General features: G+C 72.3%; 18 protein-coding genes. 8 read left to right on the top strand and 10 right to left on the bottom strand.

The window, feature by feature from the left end:
• Positions 1-42: 42 nt before the first annotated feature.
• The 6 genes from ACZ6TU_RS13520 to ACZ6TU_RS13495 all read left to right on the top strand — a co-directional run bounded on the left by ACZ6TU_RS13520 (position 43) and on the right by ACZ6TU_RS13495 (position 6654).
• Positions 43-2001 carry an AMP-dependent synthetase/ligase gene (locus ACZ6TU_RS13520; RefSeq protein ID WP_469548228.1) on the top strand — a complete coding sequence of 653 codons (1959 nt, stop codon included), beginning with the start codon at positions 43-45 and terminating at the stop codon, positions 1999-2001.
• 254 nt (positions 2002-2255) lie between these two features.
• Entirely contained in the window at positions 2256-2597 is a 342-nt protein-coding gene (locus ACZ6TU_RS13515) for a hypothetical protein (RefSeq protein ID WP_467668278.1), read from the top strand.
• Positions 2598-3306: 709 nt separating this feature from the next.
• On the top strand, positions 3307-3600 hold the full coding sequence (locus ACZ6TU_RS13510; RefSeq protein WP_467668280.1) for a hypothetical protein: 294 nt from the start codon (positions 3307-3309) through the stop codon (positions 3598-3600).
• 247 nt (positions 3601-3847) lie between these two features.
• A complete protein-coding gene (locus ACZ6TU_RS13505; RefSeq protein ID WP_469548225.1) occupies positions 3848-4108 on the top strand; it encodes a hypothetical protein in 261 nt (86 codons plus the stop codon).
• Positions 4109-4322: 214 nt separating this feature from the next.
• Positions 4323-5183 carry a hypothetical protein gene (locus ACZ6TU_RS13500; RefSeq protein WP_469548223.1) on the top strand — a complete coding sequence of 287 codons (861 nt, stop codon included), beginning with the start codon at positions 4323-4325 and terminating at the stop codon, positions 5181-5183.
• A 217-nt stretch (positions 5184-5400) separates the two neighbouring features.
• Complete coding sequence (locus tag ACZ6TU_RS13495; protein ID WP_467668286.1) at positions 5401-6654, top strand: glycoside hydrolase family 26 protein; 1254 nt, start codon at positions 5401-5403, stop codon at positions 6652-6654.
• A 29-nt stretch (positions 6655-6683) separates the two neighbouring features.
• On the opposite strand, the gene ACZ6TU_RS13490 is transcribed toward ACZ6TU_RS13495, so the two are convergent.
• The 8 genes from ACZ6TU_RS13490 to ACZ6TU_RS13455 are packed head-to-tail and all read right to left on the bottom strand — an operon-like array spanning position 6684 to position 16154.
• Positions 6684-7835 carry a GNAT family N-acetyltransferase gene (locus tag ACZ6TU_RS13490; protein ID WP_469548221.1) on the bottom strand — a complete coding sequence of 384 codons (1152 nt, stop codon included), beginning with the start codon at positions 7833-7835 and terminating at the stop codon, positions 6684-6686.
• A complete protein-coding gene (locus tag ACZ6TU_RS13485; protein ID WP_467668289.1) occupies positions 7832-8524 on the bottom strand; it encodes a YveK family protein in 693 nt (230 codons plus the stop codon). Before ACZ6TU_RS13485 ends, ACZ6TU_RS13490 begins: the two co-directional genes overlap by 4 nt.
• Positions 8521-9693, bottom strand: a complete 1173-nt coding sequence (locus ACZ6TU_RS13480) for a glycosyltransferase (protein WP_467669079.1) — start codon at positions 9691-9693, stop codon at positions 8521-8523. Before ACZ6TU_RS13480 ends, ACZ6TU_RS13485 begins: the two co-directional genes overlap by 4 nt.
• An 18-nt stretch (positions 9694-9711) precedes the next feature.
• Complete coding sequence (locus ACZ6TU_RS13475) at positions 9712-10479, bottom strand: polysaccharide deacetylase family protein (RefSeq protein ID WP_467668291.1); 768 nt, start codon at positions 10477-10479, stop codon at positions 9712-9714.
• Entirely contained in the window at positions 10463-12112 is a 1650-nt protein-coding gene (murJ, locus tag ACZ6TU_RS13470; protein WP_469548219.1) for a murein biosynthesis integral membrane protein MurJ, read from the bottom strand. Before murJ ends, ACZ6TU_RS13475 begins: the two co-directional genes overlap by 17 nt.
• Positions 12109-13467, bottom strand: coding sequence for an O-antigen ligase family protein (locus ACZ6TU_RS13465; RefSeq protein ID WP_467668295.1), 1359 nt, complete (start codon positions 13465-13467; stop codon positions 12109-12111). The genes murJ and ACZ6TU_RS13465 overlap by 4 nt, the downstream gene beginning before the upstream one ends.
• A gap of 6 nt (positions 13468-13473) precedes the next feature.
• Positions 13474-14946: an exopolysaccharide biosynthesis polyprenyl glycosylphosphotransferase gene (locus ACZ6TU_RS13460; RefSeq protein WP_469548218.1), complete on the bottom strand. Its 1473-nt coding sequence runs from the start codon at positions 14944-14946 to the stop codon at positions 13474-13476.
• Positions 14943-16154 (bottom strand): glycosyltransferase, encoded by a 1212-nt coding sequence (locus tag ACZ6TU_RS13455; protein WP_469548216.1) that lies wholly within the window; start codon positions 16152-16154, stop codon positions 14943-14945. Before ACZ6TU_RS13455 ends, ACZ6TU_RS13460 begins: the two co-directional genes overlap by 4 nt.
• A 760-nt stretch (positions 16155-16914) precedes the next feature.
• Here ACZ6TU_RS13455 and ACZ6TU_RS13450 point away from each other — a divergent pair.
• Entirely contained in the window at positions 16915-17385 is a 471-nt protein-coding gene (locus tag ACZ6TU_RS13450; RefSeq protein ID WP_467668300.1) for a tyrosinase cofactor, read from the top strand.
• Positions 17369-18235: a tyrosinase family protein gene (locus tag ACZ6TU_RS13445; protein ID WP_469548213.1), complete on the top strand. Its 867-nt coding sequence runs from the start codon at positions 17369-17371 to the stop codon at positions 18233-18235. The genes ACZ6TU_RS13450 and ACZ6TU_RS13445 overlap by 17 nt, the downstream gene beginning before the upstream one ends.
• Positions 18236-18386: 151 nt before the next feature.
• Here the strand turns inward: ACZ6TU_RS13445 and ACZ6TU_RS13440 are convergent, their stop codons facing one another.
• Both ACZ6TU_RS13440 and ACZ6TU_RS13435 read right to left on the bottom strand, forming a co-directional pair.
• The gene (locus ACZ6TU_RS13440) at positions 18387-19352 is read right to left on the bottom strand and encodes a D-2-hydroxyacid dehydrogenase family protein (protein ID WP_469548212.1); all 966 of its coding nucleotides are present in this window, start codon (positions 19350-19352) and stop codon (positions 18387-18389) included.
• Positions 19353-19477: 125 nt separating this feature from the next.
• Positions 19478-21967, bottom strand: coding sequence for an ABC transporter permease (locus ACZ6TU_RS13435; RefSeq protein WP_469548210.1), 2490 nt, complete (start codon positions 21965-21967; stop codon positions 19478-19480).
• Between the last annotated feature and the right edge of the window lie 12 nt (positions 21968-21979).

The raw sequence follows: 21979 nt of genomic DNA, 5'->3' as shown, positions 1-21979 counted from the left end.
ACACACGGCAGCACGCCGGCACAGCCGCAACCGGGAGCCGTCATGGGCGTACGCAAGGACTTGAAGCAGGCGAAGCAGCGGGGTGACCTGGCGGGCCGCGTGAAGGTCGAGGTCATCAGGGACGAACACGGTGTCGTCCGCGAGGCGCGCACCAGGGCCATGGCGGCACGGCCGGCGACCGGCAGCATCGCCGACCTTCCGTTCATCAACGCGACCGAGGCTCCGGAGACCGTGGCCCTCCGCCGCAAGGAGGGCCACACCTGGCGCCGGGTATCGGCCGCCGAATTCGCCCGCGAGGTCACTGCCACCGCGAAGGGACTCATCGCGGCCGGCCTCGAACCGGGCGACCGCGTCGCGATCATGTCCGGCACCCGCTACGAGTGGACGGTCCTCGACTTCGCGATATGGGCGGCCGGTGGCCAGAGCGTCCCCATCTACGTCACGTCATCGGCCGAGCAGATCGAGTGGATCGTACGGGACTCCGGGGCGCGCATGGTGATCGCGGAGACCTCCGAGAACGCGGAGGCCGTGCGCGCCGGTACCGCCCGCCACGCCACCCCGCCGCGCTGCTGGCAGCTCGACGAGGACGCGATGCCCGAACTCGCCACCCTCGGCCGGGACGTCCCCGACGAGGAGGTCACCAAGCGCCGCGGCGCCCTCACCCCCGACACGGTCGCCACCGTCTGCTACACCTCCGGCACCACGGGCCGGCCGAAGGGCTGCCTGCTCACCCACGCCAACCTGCACGCGGAGGCCGCCAACACGGTCGAGCTGCTCCACCCCGTCTTCAAGGAGGTCACCGGCCAGGTCGCCTCCACCCTCCTGTTCCTGCCGCTCGCCCACATCCTCGGCCGTACGATCCAGATCGCCTGCCTTCTGGCCCGCATCGAGATGGGCCACTGCCCGAGCATCAAACCCGCCGAACTCCGTCCCGCGCTCAAGGAGTTCCGCCCCACCTTCCTGGTCGGCGTGCCCTACCTCTTCGAGAAGATCCACAACACCGGGCGCGCCACCGCCGAGCGGATCGGCCGCCGCGCCTCCTTCGACCGTGCGCACCGGATCGGGGTGCGCTTCGGCGAGGCGCACATGAACCGGTTCCTGGACCGGGGCCCGGGCCCGGGCCCCGCCCTGTACGCCGCGTGGGCGCTGTACGACCTCCTGGTCTACCGTCGCATCCGCAAGGAACTCGGCGGCCGCACGCGCTACGCCATCAGCGGCGGCTCCCCGCTCGACCGCGACCTCAACCTCTTCTTCTACGCTGCCGGGATCATCATCTACGAGGGCTACGGCCTCACCGAGACCACGGCGGCCGCCACCATCGTTCCGCCCCTGAGTCCCCGCCCGGGCACGGTCGGCCGGCCCGTGCCCGGCGCCACGGTCCGCATCGCCGACGACGGCGAGGTGCTCATCAAGGGCGGCATCGTCTTCGGTTCGTACTGGAACGACGAGGCCGCCACCGACGCCGTCCTGACCGACGGCTGGTTCGCCACCGGTGACCTGGGCTCCCTCGACGAGGACGGCTACCTCACCATCACCGGCCGCAGGAAGGACATCCTCATCACCTCCGGGGGAAAGAACGTTTCCCCGGCCGTGCTGGAGGACCGCCTCCGCAGCCGCCCGCCGATCGGCCAGTGCGTCGTCGTCGGCGACAACCGCCCGTTCGTCGCCGCCCTGATCACCCTCGACCCCGAGGACGTCGCACACTGGCTCCACGTCCGCGGCATGCCCGCCGACACCCCACTGTCCGAGCTGGTCTCCGACCCCCGCATGCGCGCCGACGTCCAGAAGGCCGTGGACTACGCGAACCAGGCGGTCTCCCGCGCCGAGTCCATCCGCGAATTCCGTCTCGTGGACGGCGAGTTCACCGAGGACAACGGGATGCTGACCCCGTCCCTGAAGGTCAAACGCCATGCGGTGGCGGCTGCGTACGCGGACGACATCGAGGCGCTGTACGGAGCTGACTCTTCAACGCGGTCTGCAAAACCGCCCTTGGCTCCCTGAATTGGACCGGTGGCAACACCGGCACCGTGCTCCGTGCCGACTCGACAGGCACCCTCCGCACACATGAACGTGAAGGTCGCGAAGGCTGGTCACCCCTCCGAGGTGGAACCGGTCAGCAGCGGGCGTGGCAGATTGCGGGGCTTCTGAGCCCGTGGTCACATCTCCCCGTAAGGCGCGTAAGGGATATTTCTGCGCGCCTTGGTCAAGGGCAGATCGCCTGTGGCGGCCTGTCACCAGTCACTTTGGGAGAACCTATGTCTCACCGCATGCTTCGCTCGGCGGCCACCGTGCTGCTGGCTTCCGCGCCGCTCCTGGCTGCCGCGCCGGCGCAGGCAGCTCCGCAGAGCTTCCCCTGCGGCGTCGTGCTCCAGAAGATCAACACCGGCGCGACCAGCGAGATCACCGTCGGCGTTACGTGCGAGGTGGCGCGGACCGTGGGCGTGACGATCTCCGCAGGTGACAAGGAACTCGCCAACGTCAAGAAGGACGTTGAGGCAGGCGTTATGGAGAAGGTCACTGTCACCGTGCCCGCAGTGAAGCGCGTTTGCGCCACGCTGAAGACCGACGGCGAGAGCAAGACGGTCTGCACCCGCTGACGGGGCTCTGCCGTCGCCATCCGTCTGACGGACGCGGCCGCCGCCACCCACTTCGCGATCCGCGAGGTCGGGGGGCGGCGGCTGTCGTCTTGCCTGCCCCCACAGCACGCTCGTCTTCTGCGTACTGCGGGGGCAGGCCTGTCGAATCCGCACATCACGCCGGCGACGCGATCAGCGATGCCCTTCTGTGGCGCGTAGCAAGGCCCGCCGCGCGTGGGGGAGTTGGCCGCTCCCGGTTCCAGCGGGGCCGTGAGCCTTTTTCACCCTCGGTCCGGTGGAGAGGCTGTCCCATCGGCGGCCGGTGAGGGAGACGGACCGTGCCGTCGGCGCCCTGGCAGCGCTTGTCCGCCCAGCAGTTGATGCCGGCCCGGCGAGAGCGGCGTCCCCTCCAGGACCGGGTACGCCTCCATCGAGGCGTTGTGGGCCGGAGGCCGGGGCAACGGGCGAATGCATTCGAGAGGTCACCCGTTCGAATCCAGGGCGGAAGAAAGCGATGGCTCAAGGCCGTTGCGCAGGCAGTGTGTCGTTACTCCATCGGTGGAAGTAATGCGCCATGACCTGGGCGTTGGGTAGTTCCTATTACCTGCCCTGCAGGGGCCATGTGGATGAAGTTCCGGGGTTAGGGGTGCTCGAAGTGGCGTCTGCTTCGGCGCTGGGGCAATATCGGTTGCGTTCTTCCAGTGGGGAAGAAACAGAACGGAGATATTCAATGCGCAAGAGCATGATGCGCGGCGCTGCCGCGTCCCTGGCGGCCGTGGCTATCCTCGCCGGTTCCGCCTCGGCTGCCAGCGCCTACGGCGGCGAGAAGGACGGCAAGGACGACCAGCCCACCATCGTCAACGAGATCAACAACGTTAACGAGAACGACAACGACAACGACAACACCGCTGTTGCCGTCAACGAAAACACCAACACGGCCCCCGTCACCGTCGACGCCAGCACGACGGGGGTTGACGACGAGGGCCTCGTCGCCATCATCGACGCTATCCTCGACATCGTCTGACGTCCACGGGACGCACGGAGTTCCCCTTTTTCCGATGGTGACTGTTCAAGTCCGATGCGGCAGGGGTACCCGCATTCGATTCCCTCGGGGGTCGTGACCCACTTGAAAGCGTCTTTCCCTGACGGCGGATGGGGCGACTTCCTCATCCGTCAAGGGAGAGGCGCTTTCGCTTTCTCGGGTTTGGTGTTGATCACCTGAAATCGGCGCGCCGCAGGCGATCGCACAAGTAGTGCACTTCGGAGGGGAAATGAGTGCCACGATCATCCTGCCGCGTTGCCCGGAATCGGGAAAGGCGTCGTTCCGTACCGAGGACGAGGCTCGCGCCTGGCTCGTCAGGCAGCCGCTGATCGAGAGGATTCCCGACCGGATCTATCGATGCCCCGGCTGTCATTATTGGCACTTCACCGGATCCCATTTTCTGACCAGTCAGAAAATCAAGAGGCAACGAAACTACGGCAGGCGTGAAGCCGCTCCCCGGCGCAACCGCGGCAAGAGGAAGAGGGCCTGACGAGAGAGCCAGTCCTCTCGCTTCCCCCCCTTGCGCGGAACTCAACGCCTCAACACGCAGGAACACAGCCTCGCGGCTCGTACGCGGCCCGGCCTCGACGACACGTTCAGTCGCCCCGTACAGGACTCCGCACAACGTCAGCCGAACGGCTGCGGTACTTATTTCGAGCAGGAAGACAAGTAGATTGCGACAGAACCTGAGCAGGGGAATGGTCGTGGCAGCCGCCGCGACGGGCATTCTGTCCCTGTACGGCACGCCGGTGTTCGCGGACGTGAGCTCCGAGGGGGGCCCCGGGGTGTCACCGAGTGCCGTGTCGGGGCACGAAGCCGAGTTCGGAGCGGACGCTGCCGCGAACGCCGACTACGGTTCCGCCGGTGAGGACGGCGAGGCCAAGTCGTCCGACGGGGAGGCCTCGACCAGCGGCCCGGACCCGCGCTCGTGGAACGACGCTTCCCACGACGACCGCGACAATGGTGGCTACGGCGACGCCGGTTACGGCGATGAACGTGGCTACGGCGACGACGGCTACGGCGATGACAGTGGCTCCGGCGGTTCCGGCGGTTCCGGCGGCTCTGGCGGCTCCGGCGGTTCGGGCGGTTCCGGTGGCTCCGGTGGCGAAGGCGGCTCTGGCGGTTCGGGCGGTTCCGGTGGCTCCGGTGACGACGGCGGTTCCGGCGGTTCCGGCGGCTCTGGCGGCTCTGGCGGTTCCGGCGGCTCTGGCGGCTCTGGTGGTTCCGGTGGTTCCGGCGGCTCTGGTGGTTCGGGTGGTTCGGGTGGTTCCGGTGGTTCCGGCGGCGACGGCGGTTCCGGCGGCTCTGGCAGTGGCTCCGGCGGCGACTCGTCCACACCGCCCACGAACCCGCGTACGTCACCGCCCAACTCACCTCCGTCGGGGTCGAGTACGCCCACGTTCCCTGGGTCGACCGTCCCGCACGCCAAGCCGTCGGTGGAGCCGGCCTCTCTCGCCCAAACCGGCGCTGACGAGCAGGTGCTCGCAGCCGCGGGTGTCGCCGCGCTGCTGGTGACGAGCGGCACCATCGTGTACCGACGAGGCGGGGCCGGGTTCCGTCGGTAAGGAGGGAATCGCTCGACAGCGCTCGTTTCGGGTGCCGGACGAACCGCGTCCGGCACCCGAACTCGTTCCTGGGCTCCCTTGGTCGAAGTGTGCCCGGACAGGGGACTCACATGGCGACGCGTCAAGAGCTGCGGCCGTATGTCAGTGGAAAGGGCACAAAGGCGGGCGGCGGCGCATGCGCTACGGCCGCTCGCCACGAGCGGAGACAGGAGCAGCCATGGCCGCACGGCAGCGGCGCCGCAGCAGATGGCCCGCGTACGTCCTGGCCGGTATCGCCGTGTCGGCCGCCTTGGTGCCGGGGCCGGGGCACGCGGTGGGTGCCGGGGCGGAGACGGCCGCCAGGAGGCCGGTGCCGACGGCGACGGCCGACGGGGGATCGCTCACTCCGCTTGTTCCGCCTCCCCTTCCCGCCGAATCCGCCCCGCTGTCCGCCACCGGCGCCTACCTCGACTACGGCCCCCGAGGGGTAGCCCGGATGGCCTGGCTCAGCCGGTGGCTGGGCGGTGCCGACCTGCGGGTGGGGCACACCTACTTGCCGGGCGACCTCTGGACCAACATCGAAGGTGCCCCCCGTTTCCTCGACTCCTGGGCGGACTGGCGCCGGGAGAGGGACGACCGGATCCTCGTTCTCAACGTTCCCATGCTGGAGCGCAACGAGGAGGGCGTCCCCGATGACGAGGTACGGGCGTTGCTGCGCCGGGGCGCGGCCGGGGAGTTCGACGCGCACTACCGCCGCCTGGCGAAGCGGTTGATCGGGTTGAGGGTGCCGGACACCGTCCTCGTGCTCGGCTGGGAGATGAACGGCACGACGTACACACATCGGTGCGGGCCGGACCCGGAGGCGTGGAAGGCGTACTGGAAAAGGATCGTCGGCGCGATGCGCTCGGTGCCGGGCCAGAGGTTCCGGTTCGACTTCGCGCCGAACCGCGGGCGCGACGCGGTTCCCTGGACGGAGTGCTACCCCGGGGACGACACGGTCGACATCATCGGCATGGACACCTACGACCAGCCGCGGGGGATGTCGTTCGACGGGCAGGTGACGGAGCCGTACGGGCTGCAGGCGCACGTGGACTTCGCGAAGGCGCACGGCAAGCCCATTTCGTATCCGGAGTGGGGTCTGTTCCGCAACGGCGACAACCCGGAGTACATGCGGCGCATGCTCGCCTGGATCGACGAGCACAAGCCGCTGTACAACGCCCTCACCGACTACTGCCCGCACGGTGTGTGGCAGTGCCGGCGGAACCCGAAGGCGGCCGAGGCGTACCGGTCCGTGCTTCACGGACGCACCGAGCCCGTGCCGACTCCCGCACCGGTGCCGACGCCTGTGCCCGGTACCACCCCGGCGCCACTGCCTTCCCAGGACTGCTCGCCGGTGGACCTGGGCGACTGGATCGAGAACTGGCTCGGTTGGCAGCTCTGTATCCGCCGCGACTGGTGGTCGTCCACGTGGTGGTCCCACTGGACCCGATGACTCATCGGCCTCACGGTGGTAGCGGAGGCTCAGGTCCTGCCGCCACCGTCTTCCCGCCGGCCGCGCACCAGTTCCCTGCCCCGGCTGCGCGCGGCGGCCTCGCAGGCGACCGCCGACAGCAGCGGGGCGGTGCGCCGCCGGGCCAGCAACAGCCTCTGGTTGACCACGGTGTCCGGGCGCCAGCGGGACTTGTACGGCTCGGCCCCGCGCAGCATGCTGAGCACCTGGCACTCGCCGTCGGCCACCCGGTCGGCGCAGGCGCGCAGCATCATGGTGGCGATGTCCGCCTTCCGGTCCCGCAGCCTCGGATGGGCGCCGTACAGATAGGTGCCCGCCAGCCCTCGCGACAGCAGGGTCACGTCGACGGCGAGTACCTCACCGCCGACCCGGAACTCGGTCACCAGGGCGTCCCCGGACCGGACCATCGGGCCGATCGAGCGGGTCAGGTGCTCATGGAAGCGGGGTCGGAGGTGCTCGGTGGTCACCTTGCGGTCCTGCCACTGGAGGCGGTGCAGTTCCAGCATGGTGCGCAGGGCCGAGTCCACCTCGTCGTACCGGACGAAGCGGTGCTCGACTCCGAGCTGGTCGAGCTTGCGGATCTTGGTGCGGACCCGCTGCGCCCGCCCGGACGGCAGCCGGCTGAGCAACTCGTCCATCGGGCGCGCGGGCAGCTCCAGACAGATCGAGTCGGTCAACCGCAGCCGGGGGCCGCGCCAGCGTTCGTACACCCGTTCCGCGGCGCCGCCCGGTCGGACCTCACGGAAGTCGATCAGTGCGGTGCGGGCGGCGGCCGAGAGCGCCTCGGCGAGTGCGGTCGCCGCTCGGTCCGCGTGTTCGTCGTCGAGCAGTACGTCCCCGTAGTCGGAGATCGCCCCGCCGAGCGGAACGAGCCGGGGCAGCGGGTGCCCGGCCCGCATCAGCGGCGCGACCGCGCGGAGTTCGCCGCCTGCGGCGTCGCGCACCAGCACCAGCCGCAGCCGGCCCGGTCTGCCGTACGACATCCACCACGAGTGGAGCCAGGCGTGACTCTGGAACGGCGTGGCCGCCCCGCAGCTTCGGTACAGACGCTCCCAGACGGGCCCCAGCGCGGCGAACTCCCGCTCGTCGGTGCACAGTTCGGCCCGCAGGGTGCCGATGTCGGCCGACAGGGCCGCAGCCTCCACCCGTAGTGCGCCGCTCATGGCCGCCCCTGGGCGTCGGTGGCGGTGGCCGGGCCGGGCACGGCGACCGGGCGGGCGGCGTCGGCGGCGGTGGGCCGGGGGCGGGCCAGCAGCGCGAGGCCCCCCAGCAGGCCGCCCGCACTGGCGCCCACCAGGCCCGTCAGCACCGGGGGCGCCGAGGACGGCTCGGTGGGCTTGACGGCGCGGGAGAACTGCAGGAGTTCGACGTGCGTGGCGCCCTTGGTGTCCTTGGCGTACTCGATCAGCGAGCGCGAGACGGCGTTGGCCATGTCGGTGGCGAGATCGGCGCGCGCCGAGGTGGCCGTCAGGGACACCATCGGGGCGTCCGGGGAGGTCGCCGACCGCACGCTGTCGCGCAGCGTCTTCACCGGTACGCCCGCCCACACCTGGGCGTCCCCGAGGACCGCCAGCTGCGTGGCGACCCGGCCGTACGCCTGGGCGAAGCCGAGCGCGGACTGCGGGTCCGACTTGTCGCTCGGTACGGCGACGACGTACGAGGTGGCCGAGTAGGCGGGCGGTGTGAGGGCGCCGTACGCGCCTCCGGCGAGGCCTCCGGCGAGGGCGCCGACCGCGAGCAGGGACCACGGCGGTAGCGCTTTGAGCCGTCTCAGCAGCGGACGCCGCCGGGGCGTGGGAGCTGGGGCTGTCGGGTGTTCGGCCGTGGAGGTCATCGAGGTCGTCGAGGTCATCGGTCGGTCACTCCCAGGGGTGGTCGTGAAGGGGGCGAGCAGGAGACTGCGGCGGCATACACGTTCATGAGCTGTGCGGCGCTGCGCGTGATGCAGTAATGGCGGGCGGCGGCGGATACGGGACGGGCCGGTGGATGCGACCGCCCGGCCCAGGTCAGGGCGCGGGTCTCGGCCAGGGCGCGAGCGAACACGTCCGGACCGCCCGTCACCCGGCGGGTGACGGTGGCGAGGCCGGGCGGCAGGTCGTCGATCGCCGGACAGGAGGCGTACAGCACCGGCAGCCCCGCCGCCAGGCCCTCCACGACGGCGAGGCCGAAGGCCTCCTCCGGGCTCGGCGAGGCGAGGACGTCCATCGCCGAGGTCAACGACGGCAGACCGAGTCCGCGGCCACCGTCGGCGTCGTACGGCCGTTCGCCGGTGAACAGCACCCGGTCGGTCACTCCGGCCCGCTGGGCGGTGCGCCGCAGCAGGTTCTCCTCCGGGCCACCGCCGACCAGCAGGAGCCGGTAGTCGCGGGGGAGCCGAGCCAGGGCACCGATCAGGACGCCGAACCGCTTGCCCGCGGTCAGCCGGCCGATGCCGCCGACGACGTACGCGTCCTGTGGCAGTCCGAGACGGCGGCGGGTGTGCTCGCGGCTGACCGGGTCGAAGCGGAAGCGGGCCACGTCGATGCCGTTGGGCACGACCTCGATGCGCGGCTCGGGCACACCCCAGCGCCGGAGCCGGTCGGCCACCGTGGGCGAGACCGCGACCGTGGCGTGGCCCAGCCGCTCGCTGGCCAGGTACAGCGCGCGCACGCCGGCGGTCAGGGCGCGGCCCTCCAGTTGGGTGCCGCCGAGGGAGTGTTCGGTGGCCACCACGGCCCGGACGCCCGCCAGACGCGCGGCGATCCTGCCGTACACGCAGGCCCGGTAGAGGTGGGTGTGCACGAGGTCGTAGCGGCCGGACCGGATCAGGCGGACCAGACGGGGCAGGGCGGACAGGTCACGGTTGCCGGACATGCCGAGGTGGATGACGCGGACACCGTCCGCCGTCAGGCTCTCGGCGACCGGGCCGGGGTTGGTGAGCGTCACGACGTCGCAGTCGACGGGCAGGTGGCGCAGCAGCAGCCGGAGTTGCTGTTCGGCACCGCCGACGCCGAGGCCGGTGATGATGTGCAGGGCCTTCAGCCCGGGCATGGCGGAGGCTCACACTCCCTCGACGGGGTGGCGGCGCAGCAGGTGCTTGAGACGCAGCCGCCAGGCCGTGTCCCGTTCGCCGATGTGGACGCGGGGGATGGCGAGGGGGCCGGACAGGTCACCGGGGCCGGTGGCGCAGGCGTAGCTGTATCCCGCGTCCCGTACGGCGTCGACGGCGCGGCGGTCCAGCCGCCCGTACGGGTAGCAGAAGCCGTGGACGTCCGCCCCGGTCACCTCGCGCAGCGCTGCTCTGCTGTCCCTCACCTCGGCGCGGAGCAGGGCGTCGTCGGCCCGGGTCAGGTCCACGTGCGTGAGGCCGTGCGAGCCGATCTCGACGCCCTCGGCGGCGGCGTGCCGGATGCCCTCCGCCGACAGCAGTGGCTTGCGCGGACCGCACGGGTCCCAGGCGTTCTCGCCGCCCAGCCTGCCCGGCAGCACGAACAGGGTGGCGCCGCAGCCGTGGCGGCGCAGCAGCGGCAGGGCGTGCGTGAGGAAGTCGGCGTACCCGTCGTCGAAGGTCAGCCCCACCAAGTCCTGTCCCTCTCCCCGGGCGCGCGCGGCGAGCAGCTCATGGACACCGACGCCGCGCAGGCCCCGGCGGCGGAGCCAGTCGAGCTGCCGGTCCAGGCGGCCGGGTGAGACGGTGACGCGGTACGGGTCGTCGGAGCAGTCGCCGACGGAGTGGTACATCGCCACCCAGAGGGGCGGGCCCGGTCGGCTCCGGGGCCTGTCGGGACCGAGGGCGGTGGAAGGGCCGTGGTCAGCGGAAACGAGCATGCGGAAGCCTCCGGGTGACGGTGCGGAGTGCGGATGCGAGACGCTGCTCGCCCGGCATCCGGGCGAGCAGGAGGAAGACGACGGTCACGGTCGTGCCGCCGGCGGCGAATCCGAGGGCGGGGGAGCCGACGAGGCTCGCGCAGAACCCGCCCACGCCACAGGCGACCACCGCCGCGCGCAGTGGCCTGCCCATCGCGGCCAGCAGCGGCCGGATGCGGATCGGCACGCCGCGCGCTTCCATGCCGAACAACAGGATCAGGGCGGTGAGGGTGATGCCGACCGCGTTGGCCGCGGCGATCCCCAGGACGCCCCACGAGCCGGCCGTCACCGCGCCGATCCACGAGGTGACGACGATCCCGGCGGTCATCGCGGCCACCGGGTACCAGGTGGGCCGCCCCGCCGCGAAATACGACCGGACGAGCGCGCCCACCAGGGCGTGGCCGAGCAGCCCGAGGGCGTACACGCGCATGACGGCGGCGGTGGCCGCGGCGTCCTGCGTAGTGAACGCGCCTCGCTGGAACAGGATGTGGACGAGCTGCGGGGCACAGGCGACGACGGCCGCGGTGCCGAGCAGCACGAAGGAGGACACCGCCCGGAGGTCGCGCTCGACGCGGTCGCGGGCCCGCTCGGTGTCGCCCTGGGCCAGCGCCTGCGACACGACCGGGAAGGTGACCGTGCACAGCATCAGGGCGAGCGCCATCGGCATCTGGGCCACCTTCTGGGCGTAGTTCAGATGCGAGATGGCGCCGGCCGGGAGCGAGGAGGCCAGGAAACGCTCGATGAGGACCTGGGACTGGCGGCACAGGGCGAAGAGCAGCACGGTGACGATGAGGGCGAGGTTCATGGAGTGCCGCAACGTCTCCCTGGCTGCCGCGGCTTTCTCTGCGGCTGTCGGCACACGGCACAACCGTCTCAGAAGTGACGGAAGTTGGGTGACGACCATGAGCGCGCCGCCCACCGCGACGCCGACCGCCGCCGCCCGTACGCCCCAGCGCGCGCCGAGGACGCACATCGCCGTGATGATGGCGGCGTTGTAGGCGACGTAGATGGCCGCGGGCGCGACGAACCGGCGGTGCGCGCGCAGGGCCGCGCTGCAGTAGCCGGCGAGGCCGAAGGTCAGGACGCAGGTGCCGGTCAGCCGGGTGCAGTCCACAGCGAGCCCGGGGTCCGGGAGCCCCGGCGCCAGCACCTGGACCAGGTACGGCGCCCCCCAGACGACCAGGGCCGAGGCCACGGACAACGCCAGCGCCAGGCGGGGAAGCGTGCGGCGGACCAGGGCGCGCACGGGGTCGCCCGTGCCCTCCCGGGCGCGGCGGGCCAGGACCGCGCTGAACGCCGGTACGAGTGCGAAGGCCAGCCCGTCCTCGATCAGGAGCGTCGCCGCGAACTCCGGCACGGTCCAGGCGACCAGGAAGGCGTCCGTCTCGCTCCCCGCTCCGAAAAGGTGGGCCAGCACCTGGTCCCGGCCGAGGCCCAGCAGAGCACCGGCCAGGGAGAGAACGACGGTGACGAGGGCGGCCCTGGCGAGGAAACCCTGCGAGACGGGCCCGGCTCCGCTGGTCTCCGGGCCCTCGGTGCCGGCGCGCGCCAGGGGGACGGTGGCGTCCCCGGCCCGTGGCGGGGTGACGGTCATCGTGCCGCGGCCTCCTCGGGAACGGTCCGGCCGGGACCCGCCAGCGCCCACCACGCCGACAGGCCGAGGCAGACGGCGGTGAGCACGGTCGAGGGGCCGCCGATGTCGGAGTACGCGAAGTTGACCAGGTGCCAGACCAGAAGGCCCCAGGCGACGAGCGCGCAGTCGAGCCCGGGATCCCCGGTTCGCCGGGCCCGCGCCAGCCTGCGCAGCCCCAGCACCAGCAGCGCCAGCCAGCTCCCCACCAGCGTCAGCAGCCCGATCAGCCCCTGCTCGCCCAGCACCAGCAGGTACATGCTGTGCGGTGACAGCAGCGGCTGCTTCCGGTACGCCGCGCCCGCGCCCTCCGTGTCACTGCCCGACGACAGCGCCAGCGGGGCGTGCCCGTCGCGGTGCTCGGGGAAGCCCTTGAGGCCGATGCCCGTCAGCGGCCGCTCGCGCCACATGCCGGCGGCTGCCGCCCACAGGGCGTACCGGTCGGAGACCGACTGGTCGGGAGCGTCGGCGACCTGCCCGATGCTGCTGAGCCTCTCTTGAAGCAGCGCGGAGCCGACACCGAATCCGCCGACGAGGATCACGGCGACGGCGGCCACGACCGCGCCCACCCTGACGGCGCGCCGCAGGCCCGCCAGGACCAGTTGCGCCGTACAGGCGAGGGCCGTCGCGATCCACGCGCCCCGGCTGAAGGACACCGCCAGCGGCACCACCAGCAGCAGCGCGCACACCAGGGCCCACACCCGCCCCCGGTTTCCCGGCTCCGCTCGAGCGGGGAGGTGCCCCCTCCGTACCGGTGCGGAGCCCAGCGCCAGCCCCACCGCGCACACCAGCCCGAAGGCGACCACGGTCGCCATCCCCATGATGTCGCCGGGGCCGAAGGTGCCGACGGCGCGGATCTCCCGGCCCATGTACGAGGCGCCGGTCCCGGTCACGTACTGGTGCACCCCGATGGCCCCCTGCCACATCGCGAGCGCCACCACCGACCAGGCCAGCAGCCGGACGTCTCGCCGGCCGCGGAGGAGCAGCAGCACGGCGGCCGGGACGAGGACGAAGATCTGCAGGTAGCGCACGAAGCCCGCGACCGCCGTGCCCGCCACTTCGGCTCCCGCCGCCGCGACCGCGATCCCCACCACGGGCAGGCCCAGAATCACGGCGGCGGTGGGCGACAGGGGACGTCGCCGGTGGTACAGAAGACGTACGGCGCAGCACAGTACGACGGCACCCGAGGCGGCGTCGGCGGGGGTCGCACCGCCCTCCCCGCCCGGCGCGGCGGGCAGCGCCAGCAGGGCGATCACCGCGATCACCGGCAGGACGGGTGCCAGCCGGCGAGCGGCGGGCAGGGCGTGTGCGTGGCTCACCGGTGTTCAGCTCCCCGTCGGCCGGACCAGCACGGCGGCGGTGCGCAGCAGGATGCAGACGTCCTGCCACAGCGACCAGTCGTCGATGTACGCGTTGTCGAACCGGGCGCGGTCCTCGATGGAGGTGTCGCCGCGCAGCCCGTGGATCTGGGCGAACCCGGTGAGTCCGGTCCGCATGCGGTGGCGGGCGGCGTAACCGGGGTAGGTCTGGCTGAACACGGCGACGAAGTAAGGCCGTTCGGGGCGCGGCCCGACCAGGGTCATGTCGCCCCGGAAGACGTTCCACAGCTGGGGCAGCTCGTCGAGCGAGGTGCGGCGCAGGAAGCGGCAGAAGCGGCTCATGTTCCGCTCGCCCGCCACGCTCCAGCGGGTCGCCGCCTCGCGGGGGTCGGCCGGGCGATGGGTGCGGAACTTCAGCAGCGTGAAGGAGCGGCCGCCCCTGCCGACGCGCTCCTGGCGGAAGAGGACCTGGGGCCCGTCGCTGACCCGCAGCACCACCGCGCAGACCAGCAGCACCGGGCCGGCGAGGAGGAGCAGGATCCCGGAGACAAGGATGTCGAGGCCTCGCTTGACGGGGCTGTCGGGGCGTCGGCCGACATCCAGGCGACAGCAGGAGAAGCCCGCGATCCGCTCGCGCTGGGACCGGCGGCGGTGAGTGCGTCCGGCCTCGTCGTACGCCGTGTCCCCGGCCCGGCCGGGTGCCGGCAGGTCCGCGTCGACCTCCCAGAGAACGCAGCCCGCATCAGCCAACTTCCGCAGCAGCGCGGCGTGTTCGCCCGCAGGGCCCACGATGAGCACGGCCCGCACGTTGTTCTGGATGACGGCCCGCTGCGCCTCCTCGTCCGTACTGAGCACCGGCAGCCCCTCGCCGTCGGCCCCGCTGTCGGACAGGACACCGACCGGCCTGAGGCCGGACCCGGGGTGGCGCAGGAAGGCGGCGGCCACGCGCGGGGCGGTGGTGGCCGGGCCGACGACGAGGGCCGCGGCGGGATGGCGGGCCAGCGCCCGGCGGCGGTGCCAGTGCGCCGCGCCGCGTCCCGCCCAACTCGCCGCCGACTGAAGGACGCAGCCGGTCAGCAGCGTACGGACGGACAGGGCGTGTGTGGGGGAGAGCGCCGCGACCATGGCCGCGAGCGCGCACCAGCTCACCGCGATCCGTGTGCAGACGGCGGGGAGTTCGTCGAGGACGGCGGGTACGGCGGCGGGGCGGTACAAAGCCGCCCGGGCGTTCAGACAGAGGACGGCGAGCAGCAAGGGCGCGGCCACCAGGGGATGCGGGAGCGCGTGGGCGGCGGCGAGCGCGGCGGCCGCGTCCACGGCGAGCAGGGGCAGCACGGTGGTGCGCCGCCTTGCGGTGCGCCGCCCGGCGGGAAGCCGCAAGTGGCCGACGGCGCCGCGCGGGTGGATGACCGAGACGGGTGGGAATCCCTGCTTCGGTGGCAGGCCACCAGGGGGAGGGACGGTACGTTCGGCGGTCACGAGCGGATCGACTCCCTGCACTCAGTGGGTTCCGCGCGGTGGGCCACCGTGCGCCGGGCGCCGAGCAGTTCGCGGTAGAGATCCGCGACCGCCTCGGCCGAGCGCCGCACGTCGTGCGCGGCCAATACGTGGCAGCGCCCCTCGGCTCCGAGCGACTCACGCAGCGGCGGGTCGAGAAGCGTCCTGGTGAGCGCGTCGGCCAACGGGCCGGGCCGGCCCGCGGGCACCAGACAGTGCGTTGTGTGACCGGGCGGCAGACTCTCGCGCGCTCCGGCCACGTCCGTGATCACCACGGGACGCCCGCACGCCATCGCCTCCAGCGGGGCGAGCGCCATGCCTTCCCAACGGGACGGCAGTACCACCAGGTCGGCGGCCTGGTACCAGGGGACGGCATCGGCGACGGCCCCGGTGAACAGCACTCCCTCGGGCGCGCGGTGCCGTAGCTGCGGCTCCTGCGGCCCGTCCCCGACGAGCGCCAGCCGGGCTCCGGGCACCCGTCGCAGCACCGAGGGCCACGCCTCGAGCAGCAGGTCCTGCCCTTTCTGCCGGCACAGCCGCCCCACACAGACCACCAGCAAAGCGGCCGGATCAAGGTCGGCGAGCGGTGCGAGGGCCGGGCGTACGGCGGAGACGGCGGCGGGGTGGAAACGCACCGGATCGATGCCGTTGGGGATCACCCGCCAGTGGGCGCGCACCCCGGCGCGTTGGCCTCTCGCGCGCTCAGCCTTGCTGACGCACACCACGCGGGTGGTCCAGCGCGCCGCCCACCGTTCCCACGCCGTGGCGACCGCCGCGGTGCCCCCGCCGACCGCCTCGAACGACCAGGCGTGCGGCTGGAACACCGTCGGGATCCGCCCCCGCACCGCCAGCCGGGCCGCGAGTCCGGCCTTGGCGCTGTGCGCGTGCAGCACATCGGGCCGCACCTGTTCGACGACGCGAGCGAGCCGGAGCACCTCACCAGCGAGCGACGGTCCCGGCTCACGTGTGGCGGGCCAGTGCCGTACGTCCGCGCCGAGATCCCGCAGTGCCTTTCGCAGGCCCCCGTCGGGGCAAGCGACCGTGACGTCGAAACCGGCCGCACGCTGGGTGCGCGCCAGTTCGGCGACCACGCCGGCGACGCCGCCGTCCACCGGCTGGGTGATGTGGAGGACGCGAGGTGAGGCCCCCGGCCGTGTCGTGCGTGACGACCCGGAAACCCGGTCGGCCATCACCGTGCGGGACAGCCTTGAAGACGACCGTCCTGTTTTGACGGGCCGTCAGGCAGGACCATCTCCCCGTACGCCGTGGTGGGAAGACCTTGGGAGTGACGCATGGCCGGCGTTGCTCCTTCACGGGAAACATATGGTTGTCGGCTGGTTCGACGCGTCACTGTATCCCGGCATTAAGGGCATACAGGATAAGACATGCGCATATATGGAAATTCCATTCTTTTTTCAGGCGTACCGTCCGGCCGTGGCGACTCCCGGCCTGGTTGCGGGTCTTGCGCCGAATGCGGAGGGCGGCGGGCGTCCCCGGCGGCACGTCGCACGGCGCATCGCGTCGTCCGCACTGTGCGCCACCCTCCAGACCCAGGTCCAGCAGCCGGGCTGGTCGGCACGGTGGTGCCGCCGGTCACCGTTTCCCCTGCTGATGCGAGGATGAGAAAGGCGGATAAGACCTGCCCTTCATTCGGGTGACCTTCGGTGTGGGTCGCCGTATTTTCCGCGTGTGGGGGTTTCCGCTCGGTCCGGAGCTCGTTGAGGGCGGTGAAGTGATTCCCGCTGGTGGCTTTCGAGTTGCCGCCGAGGCCCGTCGAGCGTGTGCCACTGGACCGCCTTCTTCAGGGCGAGGAGGAGACAGGCATTGCGAACCGGCAAACCACCGCAGTCACAACCAGCGCGCCCCCCGGCGCCCACGACGGTCACACCCGCGGCTGCCGGCTCCGCACACCCCGCGAAGCCGCCCGCCGTCCACCGCGCCAGGACCACGGTGCGACGCCGTGTGCTGTGGGGGCTGTTCGCGTCGGCGTGCGCGGTGCCTTTCGCCCCGGCCCTGGTGGCGTTGGGGACGGCCCCGAGGGCGCCGGGATCGGCGGGGAAGGCGCCGGGACCGGCCGGAGACGAGGAACGGTTCGACGAGACGTACCTCGGGCGCCGCATCGCAGGTGTCAGGTACGACGCCGGGCGGCCCGGGGAGGACGGCCCGAGCGTGTGGCACGTCACCGTGGAGGGGCGGCCGTTGCATCTGATGCGCCGGGCGGACGGCAGCTGGATGAGCATGGTCGACCACTACCGGTCGTACGCGACCCCGCTCGCCGCCGTGCGCGCTGCCGTCGACGAACTCGGCCCCGGGACACGGCTGGGCACGCCGGGTGAGCGGAGCAGCCGCACGGAGGACTGCCGTACGGCGAACGGGAACAAGGACGCCGAGGAAGAGCATCGCCATGGTGTACACGCGTAAGGACATCAGCACGCTCACCCGGACCGAACGGCGCCGGCTCGTCAACGCGCTGCTGGAGCTCAAACGACGCGGTGAGTACGACGAGTTCGTGCGAATGCACATCGAGTACTACACCCCCGACGGTGAGGGCGGCCTGCGCACCGCCCACATGGCACCTTCCTTCCTGCCCTGGCACCGCAGGTTCCTGCTGGACCTGGAGAACGCGCTGCGCCGCGTGGACGAGTCGGTGACCCTGCCGTACTGGGACTGGACGCGCAACCGCACGCCGACGGCCGTACCGTGGACCGATGACCTGCTCGGCGGCACCGGGCGGCCGACCGACCGGCAGGTGGTGTCCGGCCCCTTCGCCTACCGCCACGGCATGTGGACGATCAAGGTGGGGATCACCGACACGGAGTACCTCACGCGTGAGCTGGGCCGCCCCCGGGACCCGATCGCGCTGCCCACGGCCGGGGATCTGGAGGGGGCCCTCAACGATCCCGTCTACGACGCGGCACCCTGGAACTCCCAATCGACCAAAGGGTTCCGCAACAAGCTGGAGGGGTGGGGGCCCGGGCGGGGCCCCGCTTCGTGGCACACCCACAACCGGGTCCACCGTTGGGTCGGCGGCCACATGACGGGCGGCGCATCCGTCAACGACCCCGCCTTCTGGTTGCACCATGCCTTTGTGGATCTTCTCTGGTTCCGCTGGCAGCAGCGGCACCCGGGCGCCCGCTATCTCCCCGCGAAGCCGCTCGCCCGAGGGGACGCACAACACGGCCGAGTCGTCGCGCGGCACGAGAAGATGCCGCCGTGGAACGTCACACCGGCCGAGTTGGAGGACCACAGCCAGATCTACCGGTACGCGTAGTCCGTACGAGCCGTGCACCGGTGCGGCTGCGTACGCGCGGCACGCGAACGGGCACGGCGAGGCAAGCGGGCGCACACGGCGGGGACCGGCCGGTCGCAGCCGCCGACGCAGGCGCCGTGACCGCCGGGCAGGGCGTCACAGGCCGCACACCTCAGTGGGGCGCCAGGAGCCGTACGGGCGAACCGGCCAGAAAGGCCCGGATGTTCTCGACCGCCTGGCCGTAGTACGTCGCGTAGTTGGCCCGGGAGACGTAGCCGAGGTGCGGGGTGGCCAGGAGGCGGGGGGCCGTGCGCATCGGGTGACCGGCGGGGAGGGGCTCGACGTCGAAGACGTCGATGCCGGCCCCGGCGATACGACCCTCGTGCAGGGCGGCGAGGAGCGCGTCCTGGTCGACGATGGCTGCGCGTGAGGTGTTGACCAGGTACGCGGTCGGCTTCAGGAGGGCGAGTTCGGCGGGACCGAGCAGGCCGCGGGTGCGGTCGCTCAGCGCGAGGTGGACCGAGACGAAGTCGCTGTTCGCGAGCAGGTCTTCCTTGGAGGGAGCGAGTTCCACGCCGACCTCGCCGGCGCGCTCTCGGGTGAGGTTCTGGCTCCAGGCGTGGACTTCCATGCCGAAGGCGAGGCCGACCTGGGCGACGCGGCTGCCGATCTTCCCCAAGCCGAGAAGCCCGAGGCGCCGGCCGTGCAGGTCGGCGCCGACCGTGCTCTGCCAAGGCCCGCCGGAGCGCAGGGCGCCGCTCTCCTCGACGAGGCCGCGGGCGAGGCCGAGCAGCAGGGCCCAGGTCAGTTCGACGGGCGGAGTCGAGGAACTGGCCGTGCCGCACACCGTGACGCCGTGCGCCTCGGCGGCCGCGTAGTCGATGACCGAGTTGCGCATGCCGGAGGCGACGAGCAGTTTCAGCCGGGGCAGCCGGGCGAACAGCGACCCGGGGAACGACACGCGCTCGCGCAGGGTCACCACGATGTCGAAGTCGGCCAGCGTCACGGCCAGGGCGTCCTCGTCGGCGAGGTGGCTGTCGAAGGACTCGACCTCCACGTCGTCCGCGACCACCGACCAGTCGGCGAACTCGGTCGCCACCTTCTGAAAGTCGTCCAGCACAGCACAGCGCAGCCGCACGTCCCACCTCTCCCACGGCCTGATCCGGTTCCACGGACCATGATCGGGGATCAGCGGGGTGGCGGGAAGGCCTCCGGCGGCGTGAAAGGCCTCCGGCGGCGTGGAGGGGGGCAGGCGACGGGCGGTCAGGAGACGGCCCTCGCCAGGCCTCCCGGCGTGGCCGCGGCGCTTCGCAGGGCCGACCGGCCGGCGAGGGTGACCGTCGCGACGGCCACCAGGGGTGCCCCGGCGGCCAGCGCGGCCAACGGCCCACCGGGCAGGGCCGGGACGGCGGAACCGGTGACCGCGATGCTCAGCGGCACCAGCACCGACGCACAGACCCCAGCAGCCAGCAGCAGGGCGACCGCGCAGGTGAGCACGGCTTCCCAGGCCAGCATCCGCAGTACCTGGGCCGGCTGCGCGCCGGCCAGTCGCAGCAGGGCGAACTCCCGCCGGCGGCTCGCCGTCGCCATGCTCAGGGTGTTGACGACGGCGATGGCGGCGAACACGTTGATCACCGTCAGCAACAGCAGGACGAAAAGGCCGGCCGCCGCACCGGATCCCTCCTCCGTGTCCCCACCGGCGGAGCCGTCGACTCCCGCCCCGGGGAAGTCCGCCGCGAGGACCTCCAATCGACGCTCGACGGCGTCCCGGTCGGCCCCGGCGGCGGTCCGTACGAGGACGGCGTCGTCCAGTGGGGCGGCCGCGTGCCGGGCCGCCGAGGCGCGGGGCAGGAGCGCGTCGGCGAAGTCCCGGTCGCGGGAGTAGACGGCCGCGACCCGGTACGTGTCCCGGCCGCCGTCGTCCCAGTTCACCCGGACGCTGTCGCCGACTGTGACACCCAGATCGCGGGCCGCGCTGTCGCCGAGTGCCACGGACGTGTCGCCGAGGCGGGCGAGCGAGCCGGTGTGGACCCCGAGGTCGAGGAGGCCGGGCACCGCGTCGGCCCGCATCGCGACCAGCCTTCCGCCGACGACGGACGCGTCGTCGTCCGGGCCGGCGTCCGCGCGGCTCAGTTCGCCGTCCACGGACAGCTGCCCGGAGGCCGCCGCCACGCCGGGGAGCCGGGCGGCCCGCTCCGCGTAGCCCGGCGCGATGCCGGGCCCGGCCGAGGACACCACGTGATCGGCGAGCAGTCGCTCCCGCTCCGCTCGCTGCGCGCCGTGTGACGTGATCAGCGGCACGCAGAGCAGGGTGCCGGTGAGGGAGAGGGCGAGAACGAGCGGTGTCACGGTGGCGGCCAGCCGCGCGTTCTGCCTGAGGAGGTTGCGGACCGCCAGCGCTCCCTCCCTGGGCAGGAACCACACCACCGGAGCCAGGAACAGGGCACCGGCCACCCGGCAGATCAGCGGAGCCAGCAGCGCCATGCCGACCATCAGGACGAGCACCATGCTCTCGGTCGTGCCGCCGCCACCGTCCAGCCGGCCGGTCGCCACCGCGCCGAGACAGCCGCCCGCCCCGGCGAGCACGCCCACCCCGAGCAGCACGCGCCACCAGCCCGGCTTCGGTGCCGGAGCGGCCGACTCGCGCAGCACCTCCACCGGCCGTACCCGCGACGCGCGCCGTGCGGCGGCGAACGCCGCGAGCTGCGCCACGACCGCGGCCGGCACGACGGTCGCCCAGGGCGCGACCGGCCCCACGGACAGGGCGAACGACGGGGGCAGCACGTCCCCGTCGACCAGCACCCGGTGCAGGAGCATCGCCACGCCGATCCCGCCGGGGACGCCGAGAAGCGCCGCCGCCACCGTCACCAGCAGGACCTCCACCGCGATCATCCGGCGGATCTGCCCCTTCGTGGCCGCGACGGCCCGCAGCAGGCCGATCTCCGTCAGCCGCCCCGCGACCGCGAGCGTCAGCGTGCCGGAAACGACGAAACCAGCCACGAACAGCGACAGCACCCCGAACGTCCCGACGAGCGAGGAGAGAACTGACGCCGGGGACGGCACGTCCCAGAACTCCGCGTCCGCCCGCCCGGCGCCGGAGGCGACCACGAGGGCCCCGGCATCGTCGCCGTACAGGTCCGTGACGGTCTCCTCCACCTGCCGCCGGAGCGCCGCGCTGTCCGTCGTCCCCTTGGCCGCCAGCACCCCGACGGCCCGCACGGGCTGCTCCGAGCCCGCGAGCCGCTCCGCTTCACGGGCCGTGTGAAACACGGCGTACTGGCGCGCCGGTTGCCGCGGCGGGTCGGCGACACCCGAGACCAGGTACGGACGCAGCCCGTCCGGCCCGGCCAGCCGTACGGTGTCGCCCACCCCGGCGCCGAGACGCCCGGCCAGGGCACCGTCCAGCACGACCTCCGAGTCACCGGCGGGGGCGCGGCCCTGCCGCAGCGCGAAGGGCCCCAGGGCGGCGCTCTCCCAGGAGTGCCCGAGGAACGGTCCGTCCCAGGGCGCCTCGACCTGCCTGCCCGACGCGTCCACGGCCGTGGCGGGGAAGGACAGTTCGGGAACGGCCCGCTCGACGGACGGCAACCGGTGCAGCGCCGCCCGGAGTTCCTCGGTCCGGGGCACGAACGGCTGCCCGACGACGACCACGTCCGTACCCGCGTAACGCTCGGTGGGGGAGCCGGCACGAGTACTCGACTCCAGCAGCACGGCACACGCCGTCGTCATGATCAACGCGAGGACGAGAGCCACGAAACCGGCGGC

This window comes from Streptomyces sp. NPDC052064 (assembly GCF_055585925.1).
Note: the sequence above shows the minus strand (reverse complement) of the source record. Positions and strands in the feature narration are given on the sequence as shown.

What these genes read in the sequence shown, in the direction of transcription:
- ACZ6TU_RS13520 (WP_469548228.1), top strand. Translation starts at nt 43, where the DNA reads ATGGGCGTACGCAAGGACTTGAAGCAGGCGAAGCAGCGGGGTGACCTG.
- ACZ6TU_RS13495 (WP_467668286.1), top strand. Translation starts at nt 5,401, where the DNA reads ATGGCCGCACGGCAGCGGCGCCGCAGCAGATGGCCCGCGTACGTCCTG.
- ACZ6TU_RS13515 (WP_467668278.1), top strand. Translation starts at nt 2,256, where the DNA reads ATGTCTCACCGCATGCTTCGCTCGGCGGCCACCGTGCTGCTGGCTTCC.
- ACZ6TU_RS13485 (WP_467668289.1), bottom strand. Translation starts at nt 8,524, where the DNA reads ATGACCTCGACGACCTCGATGACCTCCACGGCCGAACACCCGACAGCC.
- ACZ6TU_RS13505 (WP_469548225.1), top strand. Translation starts at nt 3,848, where the DNA reads ATGAGTGCCACGATCATCCTGCCGCGTTGCCCGGAATCGGGAAAGGCG.
- murJ (WP_469548219.1), bottom strand. Translation starts at nt 12,112, where the DNA reads ATGACCGTCACCCCGCCACGGGCCGGGGACGCCACCGTCCCCCTGGCG.
- ACZ6TU_RS13510 (WP_467668280.1), top strand. Translation starts at nt 3,307, where the DNA reads ATGCGCAAGAGCATGATGCGCGGCGCTGCCGCGTCCCTGGCGGCCGTG.
- ACZ6TU_RS13445 (WP_469548213.1), top strand. Translation starts at nt 17,369, where the DNA reads ATGGTGTACACGCGTAAGGACATCAGCACGCTCACCCGGACCGAACGG.
- ACZ6TU_RS13475 (WP_467668291.1), bottom strand. Translation starts at nt 10,479, where the DNA reads ATGCTCGTTTCCGCTGACCACGGCCCTTCCACCGCCCTCGGTCCCGAC.
- ACZ6TU_RS13490 (WP_469548221.1), bottom strand. Translation starts at nt 7,835, where the DNA reads ATGAGCGGCGCACTACGGGTGGAGGCTGCGGCCCTGTCGGCCGACATC.
- ACZ6TU_RS13455 (WP_469548216.1), bottom strand. Translation starts at nt 16,154, where the DNA reads ATGGCCGACCGGGTTTCCGGGTCGTCACGCACGACACGGCCGGGGGCC.